Origin of the sequence: Microbulbifer sp. ALW1 (genome assembly GCF_009903625.1) — a bacterium.
GTDB lineage: Bacteria > Pseudomonadota > Gammaproteobacteria > Pseudomonadales > Cellvibrionaceae > Microbulbifer.
Genome location: NZ_CP047569.1, coordinates 2,404,111 through 2,419,204, shown reverse-complemented (window position 1 = coordinate 2,419,204; position 15,094 = coordinate 2,404,111). Strand labels below are relative to the sequence as shown.

The 15,094-nt window shown below is 56.4% G+C and carries 10 protein-coding genes and 4 tRNA genes; 4 read left to right on the top strand and 10 right to left on the bottom strand.

Annotation, left to right across the window (positions count from 1 at the left end):
• Positions 1–16 precede the first annotated feature (16 nt).
• Positions 17–5,704 carry a thrombospondin type 3 repeat-containing protein gene (locus GRX76_RS19185; RefSeq protein ID WP_201276794.1) on the bottom strand — a complete coding sequence of 1,896 codons (5,688 nt, stop codon included), beginning with the start codon at positions 5,702–5,704 and terminating at the stop codon, positions 17–19.
• Between the two features lie 384 nt (positions 5,705–6,088).
• Here GRX76_RS19185 and GRX76_RS10025 point away from each other — a divergent pair, with 384 nt between their 5' ends.
• Positions 6,089–7,522 carry an ATP-binding protein gene (locus tag GRX76_RS10025; protein WP_160153184.1) on the top strand — a complete coding sequence of 478 codons (1,434 nt, stop codon included), beginning with the start codon at positions 6,089–6,091 and terminating at the stop codon, positions 7,520–7,522.
• Positions 7,523–7,591: 69 nt separating this feature from the next.
• Entirely contained in the window at positions 7,592–8,272 is a 681-nt protein-coding gene (locus tag GRX76_RS10020) for a response regulator (RefSeq protein WP_160153183.1), read from the top strand.
• Positions 8,273–8,357: 85 nt separating this feature from the next.
• On the opposite strand, the gene queF is transcribed toward GRX76_RS10020, so the two are convergent.
• The 9 genes from queF to msrB form a co-directional block, all read right to left on the bottom strand.
• On the bottom strand, positions 8,358–9,188 hold the full coding sequence (queF, locus tag GRX76_RS10015; RefSeq protein ID WP_160153182.1) for an NADPH-dependent 7-cyano-7-deazaguanine reductase QueF: 831 nt from the start codon (positions 9,186–9,188) through the stop codon (positions 8,358–8,360).
• Between the two features lie 38 nt (positions 9,189–9,226).
• On the bottom strand, positions 9,227–10,000 hold the full coding sequence (locus GRX76_RS10010; RefSeq protein ID WP_160153181.1) for an ABC transporter permease: 774 nt from the start codon (positions 9,998–10,000) through the stop codon (positions 9,227–9,229).
• A complete protein-coding gene (locus GRX76_RS10005) occupies positions 9,997–10,965 on the bottom strand; it encodes an ABC transporter ATP-binding protein (RefSeq protein ID WP_236250307.1) in 969 nt (322 codons plus the stop codon). The genes GRX76_RS10010 and GRX76_RS10005 overlap by 4 nt, the downstream gene beginning before the upstream one ends.
• A 170-nt stretch (positions 10,966–11,135) precedes the next feature.
• Positions 11,136–11,211, bottom strand: a tRNA-Gly gene (locus GRX76_RS10000).
• Between the two features lie 39 nt (positions 11,212–11,250).
• Positions 11,251–11,326: transfer RNA gene (locus GRX76_RS09995), tRNA-Glu, on the bottom strand.
• A gap of 105 nt (positions 11,327–11,431) precedes the next feature.
• A tRNA-Gly gene (locus GRX76_RS09990) sits at positions 11,432–11,507 on the bottom strand.
• 1 nt (position 11,508) lies between these two features.
• A tRNA-Glu gene (locus GRX76_RS09985) sits at positions 11,509–11,584 on the bottom strand.
• 233 nt (positions 11,585–11,817) lie between these two features.
• The gene (locus tag GRX76_RS09980) at positions 11,818–12,579 is read right to left on the bottom strand and encodes a DUF1499 domain-containing protein (RefSeq protein ID WP_160153180.1); all 762 of its coding nucleotides are present in this window, start codon (positions 12,577–12,579) and stop codon (positions 11,818–11,820) included.
• 62 nt (positions 12,580–12,641) lie between these two features.
• Complete coding sequence (gene msrB / locus GRX76_RS09975) at positions 12,642–13,031, bottom strand: peptide-methionine (R)-S-oxide reductase MsrB (RefSeq protein WP_160153179.1); 390 nt, start codon at positions 13,029–13,031, stop codon at positions 12,642–12,644.
• Between the two features lie 285 nt (positions 13,032–13,316).
• On the opposite strand from msrB, the gene GRX76_RS09970 reads away from it, so the two are divergent.
• Together GRX76_RS09970 and GRX76_RS09965 are read left to right on the top strand one after the other, a co-directional pair.
• Positions 13,317–14,531, top strand: a complete 1,215-nt coding sequence (locus GRX76_RS09970; RefSeq protein ID WP_160153178.1) for a pyridoxal phosphate-dependent aminotransferase — start codon at positions 13,317–13,319, stop codon at positions 14,529–14,531.
• 14 nt (positions 14,532–14,545) lie between these two features.
• On the top strand, positions 14,546–14,941 hold the full coding sequence (locus GRX76_RS09965; protein WP_160153177.1) for a hypothetical protein: 396 nt from the start codon (positions 14,546–14,548) through the stop codon (positions 14,939–14,941).
• Positions 14,942–15,094: the final 153 nt, after the last annotated feature.

Below are 15,094 nucleotides of genomic sequence, written 5' to 3'. Positions count from 1 at the left end.
GGGGGTGGAAGTCCCACTAGAACTGATACGTCAACAGGAATCGACGCTCGCCACTCTGCAGCTGAACGGCATCCGGCAAGTTGAGCGTCAGAGTCTCGTCATCCCGGGCGTAACTTCCGCTGACCAGCAGCTCATCCGCTTCCGCTTGACCATTTTTATTGCTATCCAGATACAGTTTCACCAAGCTGACATCGGCCCCCTCCTCCAGATCGCCACTGGCCTGGAATGAAAGCGAAGACACTTCAGCATCGGAGGAATCACTCTCCAGCGTAAAGGCGAGCACCACTTTCTCCCCATCGCCTGCTGTGAAGCTGGTAGCCGTTAAGGGAATTGCGCTGATAGTCACCGTGGGGGCAACCGTATTGAGGGTACCCACCGCACCCGGATCTACAACGATGCCGTTGGCGGTGCCATCGGCATCGTTGGGGCCACCGTCTTCAATGGTGAGCTGCACGCAATAGTGACCTTCTCCGAGCCCCGGCTCATACTCTTCGCTTCCCGGTGCTGGGCAGACGCCCAACGCTCCCGGCGCGGAGGCGATGGCGTTCTCAGTATTTTCAGTAAAGGCTAGCCACCCAATGCCCTGCTGGTACTTCAGGTACTGCGCATCGGCGAGTAGCGCCGCAGTTTGCGGCAGCACCACGCGAGTACTAGTTCCCGCTGCAACCCCGTGTATTTCGAAGTCGAAAATGCCATGCAGGAACTGGTAACTGCTGGTGTCAGCCAGCCCTTCCGCAAACAGCCCGTCAATGTCATCCAGACCGATCAGCGCAATTCCGTAACCAGCCACATAGGCGCTATTGCCCAGCATCAGGGTTGTCCCGCTTTCACCCTCCATTAGTGAACCGAGGCCATCTACGGGTAAAACGTTCGCGGTGGAATTGTCATCGAGATAGTCCGGCACCCGATCGCCGTCACTGTCTCCAAACCCTTCACTGGCATCGCTCAACCCATCCCCGTCGGAATCCGCGCTGTCACTCAATTCCGGCATCGCCTCCTGAATGCTGAACAGCAGCGTTGCGCTGGCTGATGCACCGGCTTCATCAGTTACGGTAAGCGCCGCCGTAAACAGGCCAGAAAGTCCAGTGGGATCGAACGTGAAGCTTTCACTGTTGTAACCGTTGGTCGGCGCCAGGTTATCGCTGCTCCAGGTATATTCGTGGCTGTCCGACGGATTGGGATCCTCGATACCCGCGAGAACCGTTGCGATACCGCCATCGGCAAACACGGTTGCCACGGAGTCATTACCCTGCATCAGCTCAAGGGAAACCGTAGGTGCAGCATTGCCTTCGATCAGGGTAATGGTTTGTTCAATACTGCTACCCAGTGCCGCATTGGATGCGCTATCAAGGGTTACCACAATATTTTCTTCACCTTCAAAACTGACGTCGGCCACGGTGCTGAACGCCATATTGCCCGTCAGACCGGAATCGATTTCCAGAGTGCCGGAAACCAGATCATGGTCACTGCTATCTGCACTGCCACTGACGGTGAAGGCTACCGTTACCGGGTATTCAACGGGGGCACCGTTCAGACTGACCTCGATGACTCCACTGGCACCCTCTTCCAGGGTCTGCGCGGCGGTAATGCTTACCATCGGAATCACATCGACAGTTTGCTCGGCCGTTGCGCTATTACCGGCGGCGTCGCTCGCACTCCAGGTAACGGTGTGACGGCCAGGAACAAAGGGACCGTAGTCATCCGCTGTCGCGACCAGACTGCCGTCTTTGGCATCTTCTGCCGTCGCACTACCGATATCGACTGATGTCGTTGCGCCACTAGACACCACTTTGAAATCGCCAGGCACGCTCAATACCGGCGGGACATCGTCCTGGTCGACGCGTGTGTCTGCCAGATATTCATCGAGATTGCTGACACCATCTCCGTCCAGATCACCCTCGGCATCACTCGGGTCATTGATATCCAGGCCGTACTCCACTTCAAAGCTGTCGCTCATGCCATCGTTGTCACTATCCGCATCGTCACCACTAGGTGTGGTATCGCTGTTGTCTCCGGTACCGTCATTGTCCGTATCCACAGACTCATTGGGGTCTTGCGGGAAGGCGTCACTGTTGTCACCAACACCATCGTTATCGGAATCTGTGGTTTCTTCAGGATCGTTGGGAAATTCATCCGTGTTATCGCCCACACCATCTTCGTCCGCATCGGCGGTTTCCGATGCATCTTCCGGAAAGGCATCGACCGAATCGTCGACACCGTCGTTGTCAAAATCCGCCGGGTAGGCATCGCCGCCATCCAGTGACCCGTCGCCATCGGTATCCCGGTACACGACGCCATTCAGCAGCAAACCCGGAAGCTGTGTGTCACCACCGAAATCCCAGTAATCGTTACCACTGCCGTCTTCAAGGTCGGCCCAGCCACTGTAGAGAGTGCTGCCATCCTCGGAACAGGTAGTGTCGTCGGCCAGTACCGGGCACTTCAAAATCGCGCGGCTGAACCCACTCTCGGTATCGGAAACGTCTGCCCAGTAATTAGCGCTGTATGTGTTGGTCGCACCGCTGCTGTCGTCAGCAACCAGAGCGCCGCTGGCGTTGCCGGAAACAATAGCGATGACATAGTTGGCCGTGATGGTCAGGTTCACGCCGTCACCGACAAGTCCACCGGCATTACCACCGGCATTACCATCGGAAGTCACGGAACCAGTGACGAAGCTGCCCGTAATGGTTGCGTAGTCGTAGGCTCGACCGGCCAGGCCGCCGGCACTGTCTGTGGCAAATACATCGCCGGTAAAGAAGCTCGCGGTAATACCGCCAGATTCACTGGAGCCGAAGATACCGCCCACATACTGCTCACCACTGACGGAGCCTGTGGCATAGCTGGCGGTGACGGTTACCTGATTTCCCGAGCCAACCAACGCGCCGACACCCTGCCCCCCGGTGATCGACATCCGCTCGCCGGTCAAACCGATATTGCGGATGTCGGCGTTTTCCGCCGCACCAAACAGACCGACATCATCCGTTTCCGCACGATCAATGTAGAGATTGGCAATGGTGTATCCGTTTCCGTCGAAGTCTGCGGAATAGCGGTCGTCGGTGGTACCGATAGGCTCCCATCCTGCACCATCATTCCAGTAGCTATCACCAGCGTCGATGACGCCATCGGTATTGGTATCGAAGTCCAGGCTGCTGGTCAGCTCATAGCCTCGACAGGCAGTGACTGTGTCACCATCGCCACAGCCGAGGAGGTTATCGCTGCTACCGTCGTTGTAGGCACTTCCTGCGAGATTGTTACGGATATTGTCTAGTTCTTCGAGCGAGCCGATTTCGATCAGGCCATCACCGTCGACGTCCACATCCGTGTTATCGCCGGTACCGTCGCTATCGCTGTCGGTAGTTTCGGTTTCGTCGTAGGGGAACGCATCGGACGCATCCTCTACCCCGTCGTTATCGTCATCGGCATCGGCATTGTCACCGGTGCCATCGCCATCATTGTCGGCAGTCTCGGATGCATCGTAGGGGAAGGCATCACTGGCATCTTCCACGCCGTCGTTATCATCGTCGGTATCGGCGTTGTCACCGGTACCGTCGCTGTCATTGTCGGCGCTTTCGGTTTCATCGAAAGGGAAAGCGTCCAGCGCATCTTCAATGCCATCGTTGTCGTCGTCGGTGTCGGCATTGTCACCGGTACCGTCGCCATCATTGTCGGCCGTCTCGGATGCGTCGTAGGGGAAGGCATCGCTGGCATCTTCCACGCCGTCGTTATCGTCATCGGTATCGGCATTGTCACCAATACCGTCGCTGTCATTGTCGGCGCTCTCTGTCTTATCGAACGGGAAGGCATCCAGCGTATCGTCAACACCGTCGTTATCGTCGTCGGTATCCGCGTTATCGCCAATACCATCGCCATCGTTGTCTGACGTTTCGGAATCGTCATAGGGGAAGGCATCGGAGGTATCCTCGACACCATCATTATCATCGTCGGTATCGGCATTGTCACCGGTACCATCGCCGTCGCTATCGATGGATTCCGTAGGGTTGTACGGGAAGGCATCCAGCGCATCTTCTACACCGTCGTTATCGTCGTCGGTATCCGCGTTATCACCAGTGCCGTCGCCATCGGCATCGGCTGATTCGGTTTCATCGAATGGGAAGGCGTCAGACGTGTCCTCGACACCGTCGTTGTCATCGTCGGTATCCGCATTGTCACCGGTACCGTCGCTGTCGTTATCGGCGCTTTCTGTCTCATCAAACGGGAAGGCATCCAGCGCATCTTCTACGCCGTCGTTGTCATCGTCGGTATCCGCGTTGTCACCGGTACCATCGCCGTCGTTGTCGGCGCTTTCTGTCTCATCAAACGGGAAGGCATCCAGCGCATCTTCTACGCCGTCGTTGTCATCGTCGGTATCGGCATTGTCGCCGATGCCATCACCGTCGTTGTCTGCGGTTTCGGTTTCGTCGTAGGGCAAGGCATCACTGTCATTCTCTACCCCATCGCCATCGATATCACTGTCATAGGGGTCGTATTCACCATCGCCATCCGTGTCGCGAAAGGTCAGACCATCAATGATCGATACCGGATACTGGCTGCTGCTGCCGAAATCCCAACGGCCGGTGGACCAACCGGAATAGACCGAAGTCCCACATGCAGCATCTCCCGGTGACGTCGGGCACTGCAGTTCGTCAGTGGTCAAACCAGCGCCGTAACTGCCGGCACTACTGCCCTGCCCTGTACTTTCGGTATCCCAGTAGATTCGGGTCACACTGACCGAGTAATCGGTATAACCCACCAGGCCACCCGAATCGCTGGTACCGTATACACTACCGCGGGCATAAAGACGCTGCATGGTGGCATCGGCATTGAGCTTGCCGACCAGACCACCCACATACTGGCCGCCGGATACACTGTTGCCACTATAGCTGTCGCGAAGCGTCAGAGCGGTTGCAGCGAAACCGAACAGGCCGCCGGTATTGTCAACACCGGACACACTGCCGCGGACAAAAGTGCGATCGACCTGGCTGCCCGAAGTTGAGGTCAGGTAGCCGAAAAGACCACCTGTGTAACTGCCGGTTGCGGTAACTGTCCCATCGACATAACTGTCAGCTGCGCTACTGACATAAGCCTGGCCACCGAGACCACCGACAAAGCTGCTGCCAGTGACACTTCCACTGAAACTAACGTTACTGATGGTCGAGTCGGGGCTGCCCTGGGAGAAGCCAAAGAGACCACCGACAAAAACCATTCCTTTAATACTGGTGAGACTGCCGTCCAGTTTTACATTACGTAATGTGGCACCTTTGACCGTTGAAAACAGGCCAACGGCATTGGTGGTACCGCGATTGATATAAAGATTTTTGATGGTATAACCGTTGCCATCAAAGGTGGCGGTAAAGGGACTGGCCTGACTGCCGATCGGTTCCCAGCCGCTGCCGCTGTTCCAATAACTGTCCGCGCTGGTGATGCTGTCATTGCCATTGGTGTCGAAATCCAGATCCGTCGTCAACTCAAAGCCATTACAGCCAGACGCGGGACAGCCACTACTGCTGTCGTAGAGCTTGGTACCATCGAGGTGATCGCGAATTTCGTAGAGATCCGCCAAGTCGTTGATTTCTATCAGGCCATCGTCATCCAGATCGTAGTCGGTTCGGCCACTTTCCGCTTGCGCCTGACTCAGTGAAAGCAGAAAAATTGCCCCGACTAATCCCTGCAAAATAAGTTTTCCGGTAATCATTTGTTTCAACGACATTGGCCAATAGCTCATTATTACGATCTAGTTTTTGCGGGCAGCGGTTAGGCAGCAGGTGTACCTGACGATTTTCCATTGCTTTCAAGGCACAATAGATACATACGTAAGGCAAGGTACAAACCCCTCAGAAAGTACCGGACAAATGTGAGGAAAATTTGAGGGGGCAGACACGCAAACCAAAAACACCTGCTTTTTGGGTTATTTGGAGTGGACACAAGCAAATCGGAGCACGTTTTTTATACGATTCTGTAGGTATTTGTACCCATTGCAGTGAACTGCATCGACGATACTTGAGTAGCCGGTGGGGAACAGGTGAAATAGGTGTTTTACTTTGACAGGGACTTTGAGAAGTACTTTTGAGAAGTGCTTTCGGTAGGGACGACCATGTTTAATAAAATATCCCACAAACTTCTGGCGACCTTTCTGATTGTGGGCCTCGTCACGGCAACGGTCATTTACACCAGTGGTTACTTCGCGGTGCGCTCAGGTCTTGGAGGCATCAGCGAACAACTGCATAAAAACCACCTGCAGGATATCGCTAACCGAGTAGGTAAACTCTATGCAAGGCAGGGCAGCTGGGAGGCCTTGCTGGCCAATGATCTCTGGCTGCGCAGCCTGTTCCCCGCGCGGGGCGATGGACCAAGGGAGCACCCTCCCGGCCTGTATCCCTCCACCAGAGGGCTACAGGGTACCCAGGAAGGTCTGCGGCCCGGGCCGCGCCGCCCTCCCCCTTTTCCCAATATCCGCCTGCTCGGTGCCGATGGGAAAGTGTTAAATGGCGGAGGCCCCTTTCCCCCAGAGGTGTCGTTTCCAATGGTACCCATACATGCGCGCGGGCAGCTGGTTGGATACCTGGGCTTCCCTCCCGGCAGGGAAATACGCCAGGCCGTCAATACCGGCTTCACCAGTGCCGCCCTTTGGACCATGGTGACCGGAGCCGTAATCGCGGCACTGCTCGCCCTGAGTGTTGCACTGTTGCTGGCCCAACGCTTACTCCGGCCGGTGCAAGAGGTCTCGACAAAGGTACACAAATTGGCCAGTGGTGACTTCAGCCAGCGCGCCCGCATCTACGGTGACGATGAGCTCGCGGTGCTCGCTGAAGACGTCAACTTTCTCGCCAATGCCCTGGAAAAGAACCAGCTGGCACGCCAGCGCTGGATCAACGATATGGCCCACGAGCTACGCACACCGCTCACCGTACTGAGCGCCGAGGTAGAGTCGGCCCAATATGGCATCCAGGGCTCATCGGAAGATATGCTCGAATCCATGGGCGAGGAGATTGATCAGCTCAACACGCTCATCAATGATCTGCGCACACTGGCCCAGTCCGATATGGGGGGCCTCTCTTTCCAGCGCACGCAAATGCCCGCGAAGCAATTCTTCGGTGAATATGCGCAAAGGGCCGCAGGCAAGCTGCAGCCTCACGGCCTCGAGCTGGACACAAGCTTTGAGATCGACCACAAACTCAACCTCTTCGCCGACAGTGGGCGACTGAAACAGTTGCTGGATAACCTCCTGCAAAATAGCCAGCGCTATACCGACCCTGGTGGCAAAGTTTCACTATCCCTTCAGCAGGAAGAGCGGCAGCTGGTAGTGCGTTGGCAAGACAGCGCACCCGGCGTTCCACCCGAGAGCCTGCCGAAACTCTTCGATCGCCTCTATCGAGTAGAAGAATCCAGAAACCGCGCAACCGGAGGGTCCGGTCTCGGGTTATCCATCTGCAAAAACATTGTCGAAGCACAAGATGGCACTATCGAAGCGGACCACAGCGTACTCGGAGGCCTGGCGATCACTTGCCGACTGCCTCTGGCGACCTGAAGGTATTCGCAAACAGAGCTAGAAAAGAACAAATGAACAACAGGGAAAGTAACAGGGGATCCACGGACCATGACTGAATCCGCAAATTTACTGATCGTCGAAGACGAAACAAAAGTGGCTCGCCTACTGAAAAATTTTCTGCAGGCCCAGGGACACAAATGTTCTGTAGTGGAACGTGGTGACCTGGTGATGGACTGGCTAAAAAACAACCGCGCCGATGTGATTTTACTGGACGTGATGCTGCCCGGCCTGGATGGAATGACGGTATGCCGCGCGATACGCGAATATTCCACAGTCCCGATCATCATGCTCACCGCGCGCGTCGAGGAAGTGGATCAACTGCTGGGACTGGAATTGGGTGCGGATGACTATATCTGCAAGCCGTTCAACTTGAAGAATGTGGCGGCCCGGGTGTCGGCGCTATTGCGACGCATCCAGTTCGAATCCAACAAAGAGGAACAGGCACTGGAAGCGGAACTCCCTGAAAATGACAATCGCCTGCTGTTACGTGGACAGCCAGTGGAGCTGACGGCAACCGAGTACCGGATTCTGCGCCCGCTCTACAAAAATAAAGGGCGCATCTACACCCGCGCGCAATTGCTGGATCTGGCCTACAGTGATGACCGGGCCGTGACCGAGCGCTCTATCGACACGCACATAAAGTCGATACGCAAAAAAATCGCCAACGTTATGCCGGAGCTGGATTTAATACATTCTATTTATGCAATGGGATACAAGTGGGAAGGTTGATCGACTGCTGAAACACGCCCCGCCTAGTGACGGGGTGCGAATGTGCCACTAACAATGTAGCGGCACCGGAAAAATAATCAGCCGTTTATTGGCGAGCAAAGCGCCCGGGGAAAACGATCTCACCGGTAGAGGTCCGCAGCGGGTTGATATCCAGACCTCCCCGACGGGTATAGCGGGCACATACGGTCAGGTATTCAAAATCCGCCAGCTGCTGCAGATCGCAGTAGATACGTTCCACGCAGTGCTCGTGAAAGTCCTGGTGCTCCCGGAACGAAATGATATAGGCAAGCAGCGCCTGCCGGTCCAGGGCCGGCCCCGTATATTCAATGCTCACCGTCGCCCAATCCGGCTGCCCGGTAACCGGGCAATTGCTTCTCAGCAGGTGGCTATAGAGGGTTTCCGCAACGGTTTCACCGTCACTCGCCAGCCTCAAGAGACCGGCATCCGGCTGATATTGTCGGGCCTCAATATCCTGATGGTCAACGCAGGTGCCTGCCGGCGCATGTACCGCAAGCTCTGGACTTTCGACATCATAGAGGGTTACTGCTACATCACTGCCCGCCGCTGCACTCAGATCCTGCTCCAGCACTCCGCAAACCGCCTCCCGGGATTCAAACTCGCTCTGATTGAGAGAGTTCAGGTACAGCTTGAAGGACTTGGATTCGATCATGAAGGGGCTGGATGCCGCAAAGCGAAAACGGGCCACGGCAACCTGGGGAACCCCTTTCCGGTTTAACCAGGAAAGCTCAAACCCCCACCACTCATCGGCACCACTAAACGGCAAGGCGTCCCCATCCAGCCCAAGTTGCGCACGGGAAACCGCGCGCGGGATGGGGTGCAGCAGTGCAGGATTGTATTTGGACTCGTAGCGGGTCTCCTGCCCCAGCGGCAGGTTCTGCCAGTCTTCTCTATTCATACCTTCATCCAGCGTAGATAAGCATCCAATTCGATTGATCAATGACGCAGCCGTTTGCCGTGGCGCATCAGGTGAAGCGCCCACCCTGACAGCAGCGCAATAAACACCAGCACACCGGCAAAGGCCCAGCCCACACTGATATCAGACACGCCGAGCACGCCGTAACGGAAGGCATTCACCATATAAAGAATAGGGTTCAGCTTTGACAGTGCCTGCCAGAAAGGCGACAGCAGCTCAATGGAGTAAAAGACCCCACCGAGATACGTCAATGGTGTTAGCACAAAGGTCGGGATAATCGAAATATCATCAAAACTGTTGGCAAAAATCGCATTGATAAAGCCGGCCAGGGCAAACAGTACCGACGTCAGGAACACGATCAGAAAGGTGATACCAATGTGCTGAACCTGAAGCGAGGTAAATACCATAGCGATCAGGGTAACAATCAGCCCGACAATCAGCCCCCGCGCCACACCGCCCAGTACATAGCCGGCCATAATTACCCAGTTAGGTGTGGGTGATACCAGCAGTTCTTCAACACTGCGCTGAAACTTGGCACTGTAAAATGAGGAGACCACGTTGCCGTAGGAGTTGGTGATGACCGCCATCATGATCAGGCCGGGCACCACAAACTCCATATAGGAATAGCCGCCCATCTCGCCGATGCGCTTGCCAATCAGCGAACCGAAAATCACAAAGTAGAGAGACATGGTGATCACCGGCGGCACCAGGGTCTGCGGCCAGATCCGGGTGAAGCGCCGCACCTCGCGCCGGAAAATGGTCGAGAAGGCTGTCCAGATCAATTGCGGGCTCATGGCTTGGCCTCCCCATCCTCGGCTTGCGGCTTGTTGTCAGCCAACAGTGATACAAAGAGTTCTTCCAGGCGATTGGCGCGGTTTCGCATGCTGGTCACGGCAATATTCTGCGCACTCAGCTGCACAAACAGGTCACTCAGGGACTGCCCCTTTTCAATGGTTACCTCCAGGCTGTGCTCATCCAGCAGGCGCCCGTCAAAGTCACCGAAATCGGGGGCTGAGGCCAACACATCACGGGTATCCAGGATAAACACTTCCCGGCTCAGGGTTTTGAGCAGGGACTTGATGGAGGTATTTTCGACAATATCGCCCTTATCAATAATGGCGATATTGCGGCACAGGCTTTCCGCCTCTTCCAGATAATGGGTCGTGAGAATAATGGTGGTGCCCTGCGCGTTAATCTCCTGCAAAAACTCCCACATGGAGCGACGCAACTCGATATCGACCCCAGCGGTGGGCTCATCGAGGATCAACAATTTGGGCTCGTGCAGTAACGCCCGGGCAATCATCAGGCGGCGCTTCATGCCGCCAGACAGCATACGCGCCTGGGTATTGCGCTTGTCCCAGAGCCCCAGTTTGCGCAGGTATTTCTCGGTGCGCTCTTCCGCCAGCTTGCGCGGCATACCGTAAAAGCCGCCCTGGGTGCAGACGATATCGAACACCTTCTCAAACTGGCTGAAATTGAACTCCTGAGGCACCACACCCAACATCTGTTTGGCCGCGGGGAAATTCTTATCGATATCAATGCCGAATATTTCGACGCTGCCACCGGTCTTGCGTACCAGCGAACACAGGATACCGATGGTAGTGGATTTGCCCGCGCCGTTAGGCCCGAGTAGTGCAAAGAAGTCACCGGGCTGCACATCAAAGCTGATGCCCTTGAGCGCCTCAAAGCCGTTGTCGTAGGTTTTCTGGAGGTCACGTATGGAGAGTGCGGCAGTCGTCATATTTACCAACTGTGTCATTCCGGGAGTTATCACTCCGGGTAAAGTCATTGCGGGGAGCGTTATTCAACGCCCCGGAGCCCGACAATTCAACCGGCAATCCGGCGACTTTCCGCCAATGCGGGACGGAGGGAATCATCTGCGCCAAAAAACAGGCAAAAAAAAGCCGCTCATTGAGCGGCTTTAAAAATTGGAGCGGGAAACCGGGTTCGAACCGGCGACCTCAACCTTGGCAAGGTTGCGCTCTACCAACTGAGCTATTCCCGCCTTTTCTGTCCCGGGGTCGCAGTCGCGACCCCAGCGAAATGGCATCCCCAAGGGGAGTCGAACCCCTGTTACCGCCGTGAAAGGGCGGTGTCCTAGGCCTCTAGACGATGGGGACATAGAACATTCCCAATCTCAGTGAGATTGAGTTTGGCAACCCGGAGTCAATCTTGCGATATTTCCGTCTTGCCTGCTCACCCGCTATTGCCGGCGAACAAAAAATTGGAGCGGGAAACCGGGTTCGAACCGGCGACCTCAACCTTGGCAAGGTTGCGCTCTACCAACTGAGCTATTCCCGCGTGGCATCCCCAAGGGGAGTCGAACCCCTGTTACCGCCGTGAAAGGGCGGTGTCCTAGGCCTCTAGACGATGGGGACCCAGAATCCTTCTTGGCGTTCCTCACTGCGTTTCGGCAAGTGCGTAGTGCGTCGAAGTGGGGCGCATTCTATGGAGACCCCCGGGGGCTGTCAACACTTCGTTGTAAAAAAATTTAAGAATTTTTCCTTTGCATACAGACACTTACCGAAACCCCACAACAGAGCGCGACAAACTGGTCAATCCACAGGCAAGCGCCGGATGAAGATCGGCGTGCCAGTATATGACGGAGTGATTACTGGCGCTCCGCGCGCTTCTTCATCTTCTTCAGGAAAACACGGATTCGCTGGCCATTGCTGCCAAGATCCGCGATCCGGGCACGAGAAGCTGAACGGACGTCCACTTTAACCCCCTGCCCCTCTTTCTGGATCCTGACGACCACATCTTCGGTAAACCCGAGCACCGGCGTGCGCGCCACCGCTTCCAGGCGCCCTTTGTTGGGGCTTTTTGCCACCACCCGCCAGCCGAGCTTCTGCGCCACATCCGCCGCCAGCTCGGTAGCCTCAGGCACGCTCAAATTAAGCTGCAACGGCTGGATATCCTCGTATAGCGGCGAATTGCGCTGCTGGCTGGCGACTGCTTCGCCGGCGTACTCCGCACTGTTGTCGCCCGGTCCACGCAGGGACAGGATGGCCTCAAATGCCGGAGGTTCCTTCAGATCAGTGGAGATATCGTGAATGGCAGGCGCACGGAAATTGTGCTCTCCCACCAGCAAGAGCGGGATGGCCACGGGTATAGCCCCCAGAATCGTCGCCCAGAGCGCCGCACGGCGGGCTTCCGGGTGCCGCGTTACCAGGCCCCAGATAAACACCAGGATGGATCCCAGTGCTACGGCCACCGCCGCCAGCCCGGCGTACTTGAACACCTCAAAGGCCGTCAAATAGTGCAGCAACCCGAGCCTGACGGCGGCAACCGCCAGGGCAATGACCGCGAGCAGCAGCCACTGAATGCGATAGAGCCAGCGGCTCGAATGGCGCTTGCGGCCTGAGCGAATCATTTGCTTCCTCCAGTGGTTCGGGCAGTCGGTCGGGCAGTCATCCGGCCTGTCAAACCGAACAGTCAGTCCGGGTCGTGTTTTACCGACAGTGAATTAACACAATAGCGCAGCCCCGTATCCGTTGGGCCATCGGGGAATACATGCCCCAGGTGACTGCCACAGCTGGCACACAGGATTTCTACTCGCACCATGCCCAGGCTGTGATCCGGGCGCTCTTCCACAGCGCCCGCCCCGGCTGCGGCATCAAAACTCGGCCAACCGCAGCTGGACTCAAACTTGGATTCCGACGCGAACAACACTTCACCACAGCAGCGGCAGAGGTATTTGCCATCCTCGAAAGTGGCCCAGTATTCACCGGTGAAGGGACGCTCGGTTCCGCCCTCCCGGCAGACATGAAATTCTTCGTCCGTCAGGCGCTCGCGCCAGTAGTTATCGTCTTTTTCTTTTGACATACTGTGACTCCTTTTTCGCCAGATTAAGTCAGTATCCAGCGGCATTACCCTGCCCGGCCCAACACTTAGCGGCAGCACCTTTGAGTATCCCCGGTGCCAGAAACGACCGTGCCCGGTTCAGGCAACCGCGAGCCCGGAAGCTAACCCGATTCCACAACTGATAGCAAAGCCTACTCATCGCAATGCGTCAGTTAGAAGAATTTGCCCATAAGTTTGTCTTCAGCAAGACGTCCGAAGCATGACGCCACCTTTGCCCACTGAAGACGCCAGTAGAAGTACGCAACGATGAAGGATATTCACAAGTCAGAGAAACTCCACGGTGTCTGCTACGAAATCCGCGGCCCGGTGATGGAGCAGGCAACCCGCATGGAGGAAGAAGGCCACCGGATCATGAAGCTGAATATCGGCAATCCGGCCCCTTTCGGCTTTGACGCACCCGATGAAATCCTACAGGACGTGATTTACAACCTGTCCCAGGCGCAGGGCTATGTGGAATCCAAGGGCCTGTTTGCCGCCCGCAAAGCGATTATGCACGAGTGCCAGAATCTCGGTGTAGCGGGCGTGGATATCGACGATATTTACTTGGGGAACGGCGTCTCCGAACTGATCTCCATGTCCACCCAGGCACTGCTGAACAACGGCGACGAAATGCTGTTGCCGATGCCCAACTACCCGCTGTGGATGGCAGCCACCAATCTCACCGGCGCCAAGCCGGTGCTCTACCGCTGCGATGAACAGGCGGGCTGGTTGCCGGATATCGACGACATCAAATCCAAAATCACCCCACGCACCCGCGGCATTGTTGTCATCAACCCCAACAACCCCACCGGGGCGGTTTACCCGAAAGCACTGCTGGAGCAGATCGTCGAAGTTGCGCGCCAGCACAACCTGGTCATTTTTGCCGACGAGATCTACAGCAAAATCCTCTACGACGATGCCGTCTTCACGCCTATGGCCACCCTGGCCGAAGACGTGCTGTGCCTGAGCTTCAACGGCCTGTCCAAGTCCTACCGCCTGGCGGGCTTCCGCTCCGGCTGGATGATCGTAAGCGGCGCCAAACACCGGGCACGGGGCTTTATCGAAGGGATGGATATCCTCTCGTCCATGCGCCTGTGCGGTAATGTACCGGCGATGTTCGCGGTACAGACGGCACTCGGCGGTTACCAGAGCATCAAGGATCTGGTGCTGCCCGGCGGCCGCCTGCGCCAACAGCGCGACCTGGCCTACCGGATGCTGAACGACATTCCAGGTGTCAGCTGTACCAAACCCGAAGGTGCTATTTATCTGTTCCCGCGTATCGACCTAGACCGCCACAAGATCGATAGCGACGAAAAATTTGTTCTGGAGTTTTTGCGCCAGGAAAAAATCCTGCTGGTACAGGGCAGTGCCTTCCACTGGGATGCGCCAGACCACCTGCGCATTGTCTTCCTGCCCAGAGCAGACGATCTTTCCCACGCAATCGAGCGCCTGGGCAACTTCCTCGAGCGCTACACTCGCTAACGGTCAGGAATTCAATGCTCGACGACTTGCACATCCACGATTTCTACCGCGACGCGGGGCGGATACTGCTGGCGCTGTTCCAGCAGTTTCCCGCTCCCGCAACCATCTATGTAGAAGACATTGCCGGCCCGGATACGCCCGATGAGTTCGGCCTACACTCCCCCCGCCACCTCGCCTGCCTGGGCGCCATGACCTGGCTGAAGGAGTGCGGCTATATCAACTTCTCCCAGCTGGTGCGGCAGGAAGCGGTGGAGGAAGCCACCCTCTCCCACCGCAGCTTTATGCTGCTGGTGAGCCGAGGTGCGGACGGTGTCAGTAATGCAGAAAAGTTGGACGGTGTCGTACGTGGAGGGTCTTCGCCGCAGCTCGAGGAGCTGATGGTGGAGCTAATGGAGAAATTGAACAATTAAACGGGCGCTGCGACTGCACTTCGAATTGAAGGCAGGCTACTGGGTGCGGGTATTCAGGAGCGTCAGCGGCATGGACGCCGCTGACGCAGCGTACAGGGACGTATTCACAGCGGTCCTGAATACCCGCACCCAGTAGCTTGCCGCCACAAGATC

Bases quoted from the DNA above. Each gene is read 5' to 3' on its own strand.
- GRX76_RS19185 (WP_201276794.1), bottom strand. From the start codon at position 5,704: ATGTCGTTGAAACAAATGATTACCGGAAAACTTATTTTGCAGGGATTA.
- GRX76_RS10025 (WP_160153184.1), top strand. From the start codon at position 6,089: ATGTTTAATAAAATATCCCACAAACTTCTGGCGACCTTTCTGATTGTG.
- GRX76_RS10020 (WP_160153183.1), top strand. From the start codon at position 7,592: ATGACTGAATCCGCAAATTTACTGATCGTCGAAGACGAAACAAAAGTG.
- queF (WP_160153182.1), bottom strand. From the start codon at position 9,188: ATGAATAGAGAAGACTGGCAGAACCTGCCGCTGGGGCAGGAGACCCGC.
- GRX76_RS10010 (WP_160153181.1), bottom strand. From the start codon at position 10,000: ATGAGCCCGCAATTGATCTGGACAGCCTTCTCGACCATTTTCCGGCGC.
- GRX76_RS10005 (WP_236250307.1), bottom strand. From the start codon at position 10,965: ATGACACAGTTGGTAAATATGACGACTGCCGCACTCTCCATACGTGAC.
- GRX76_RS09980 (WP_160153180.1), bottom strand. From the start codon at position 12,579: ATGATTCGCTCAGGCCGCAAGCGCCATTCGAGCCGCTGGCTCTATCGC.
- msrB (WP_160153179.1), bottom strand. From the start codon at position 13,031: ATGTCAAAAGAAAAAGACGATAACTACTGGCGCGAGCGCCTGACGGAC.
- GRX76_RS09970 (WP_160153178.1), top strand. From the start codon at position 13,317: ATGAAGGATATTCACAAGTCAGAGAAACTCCACGGTGTCTGCTACGAA.
- GRX76_RS09965 (WP_160153177.1), top strand. From the start codon at position 14,546: ATGCTCGACGACTTGCACATCCACGATTTCTACCGCGACGCGGGGCGG.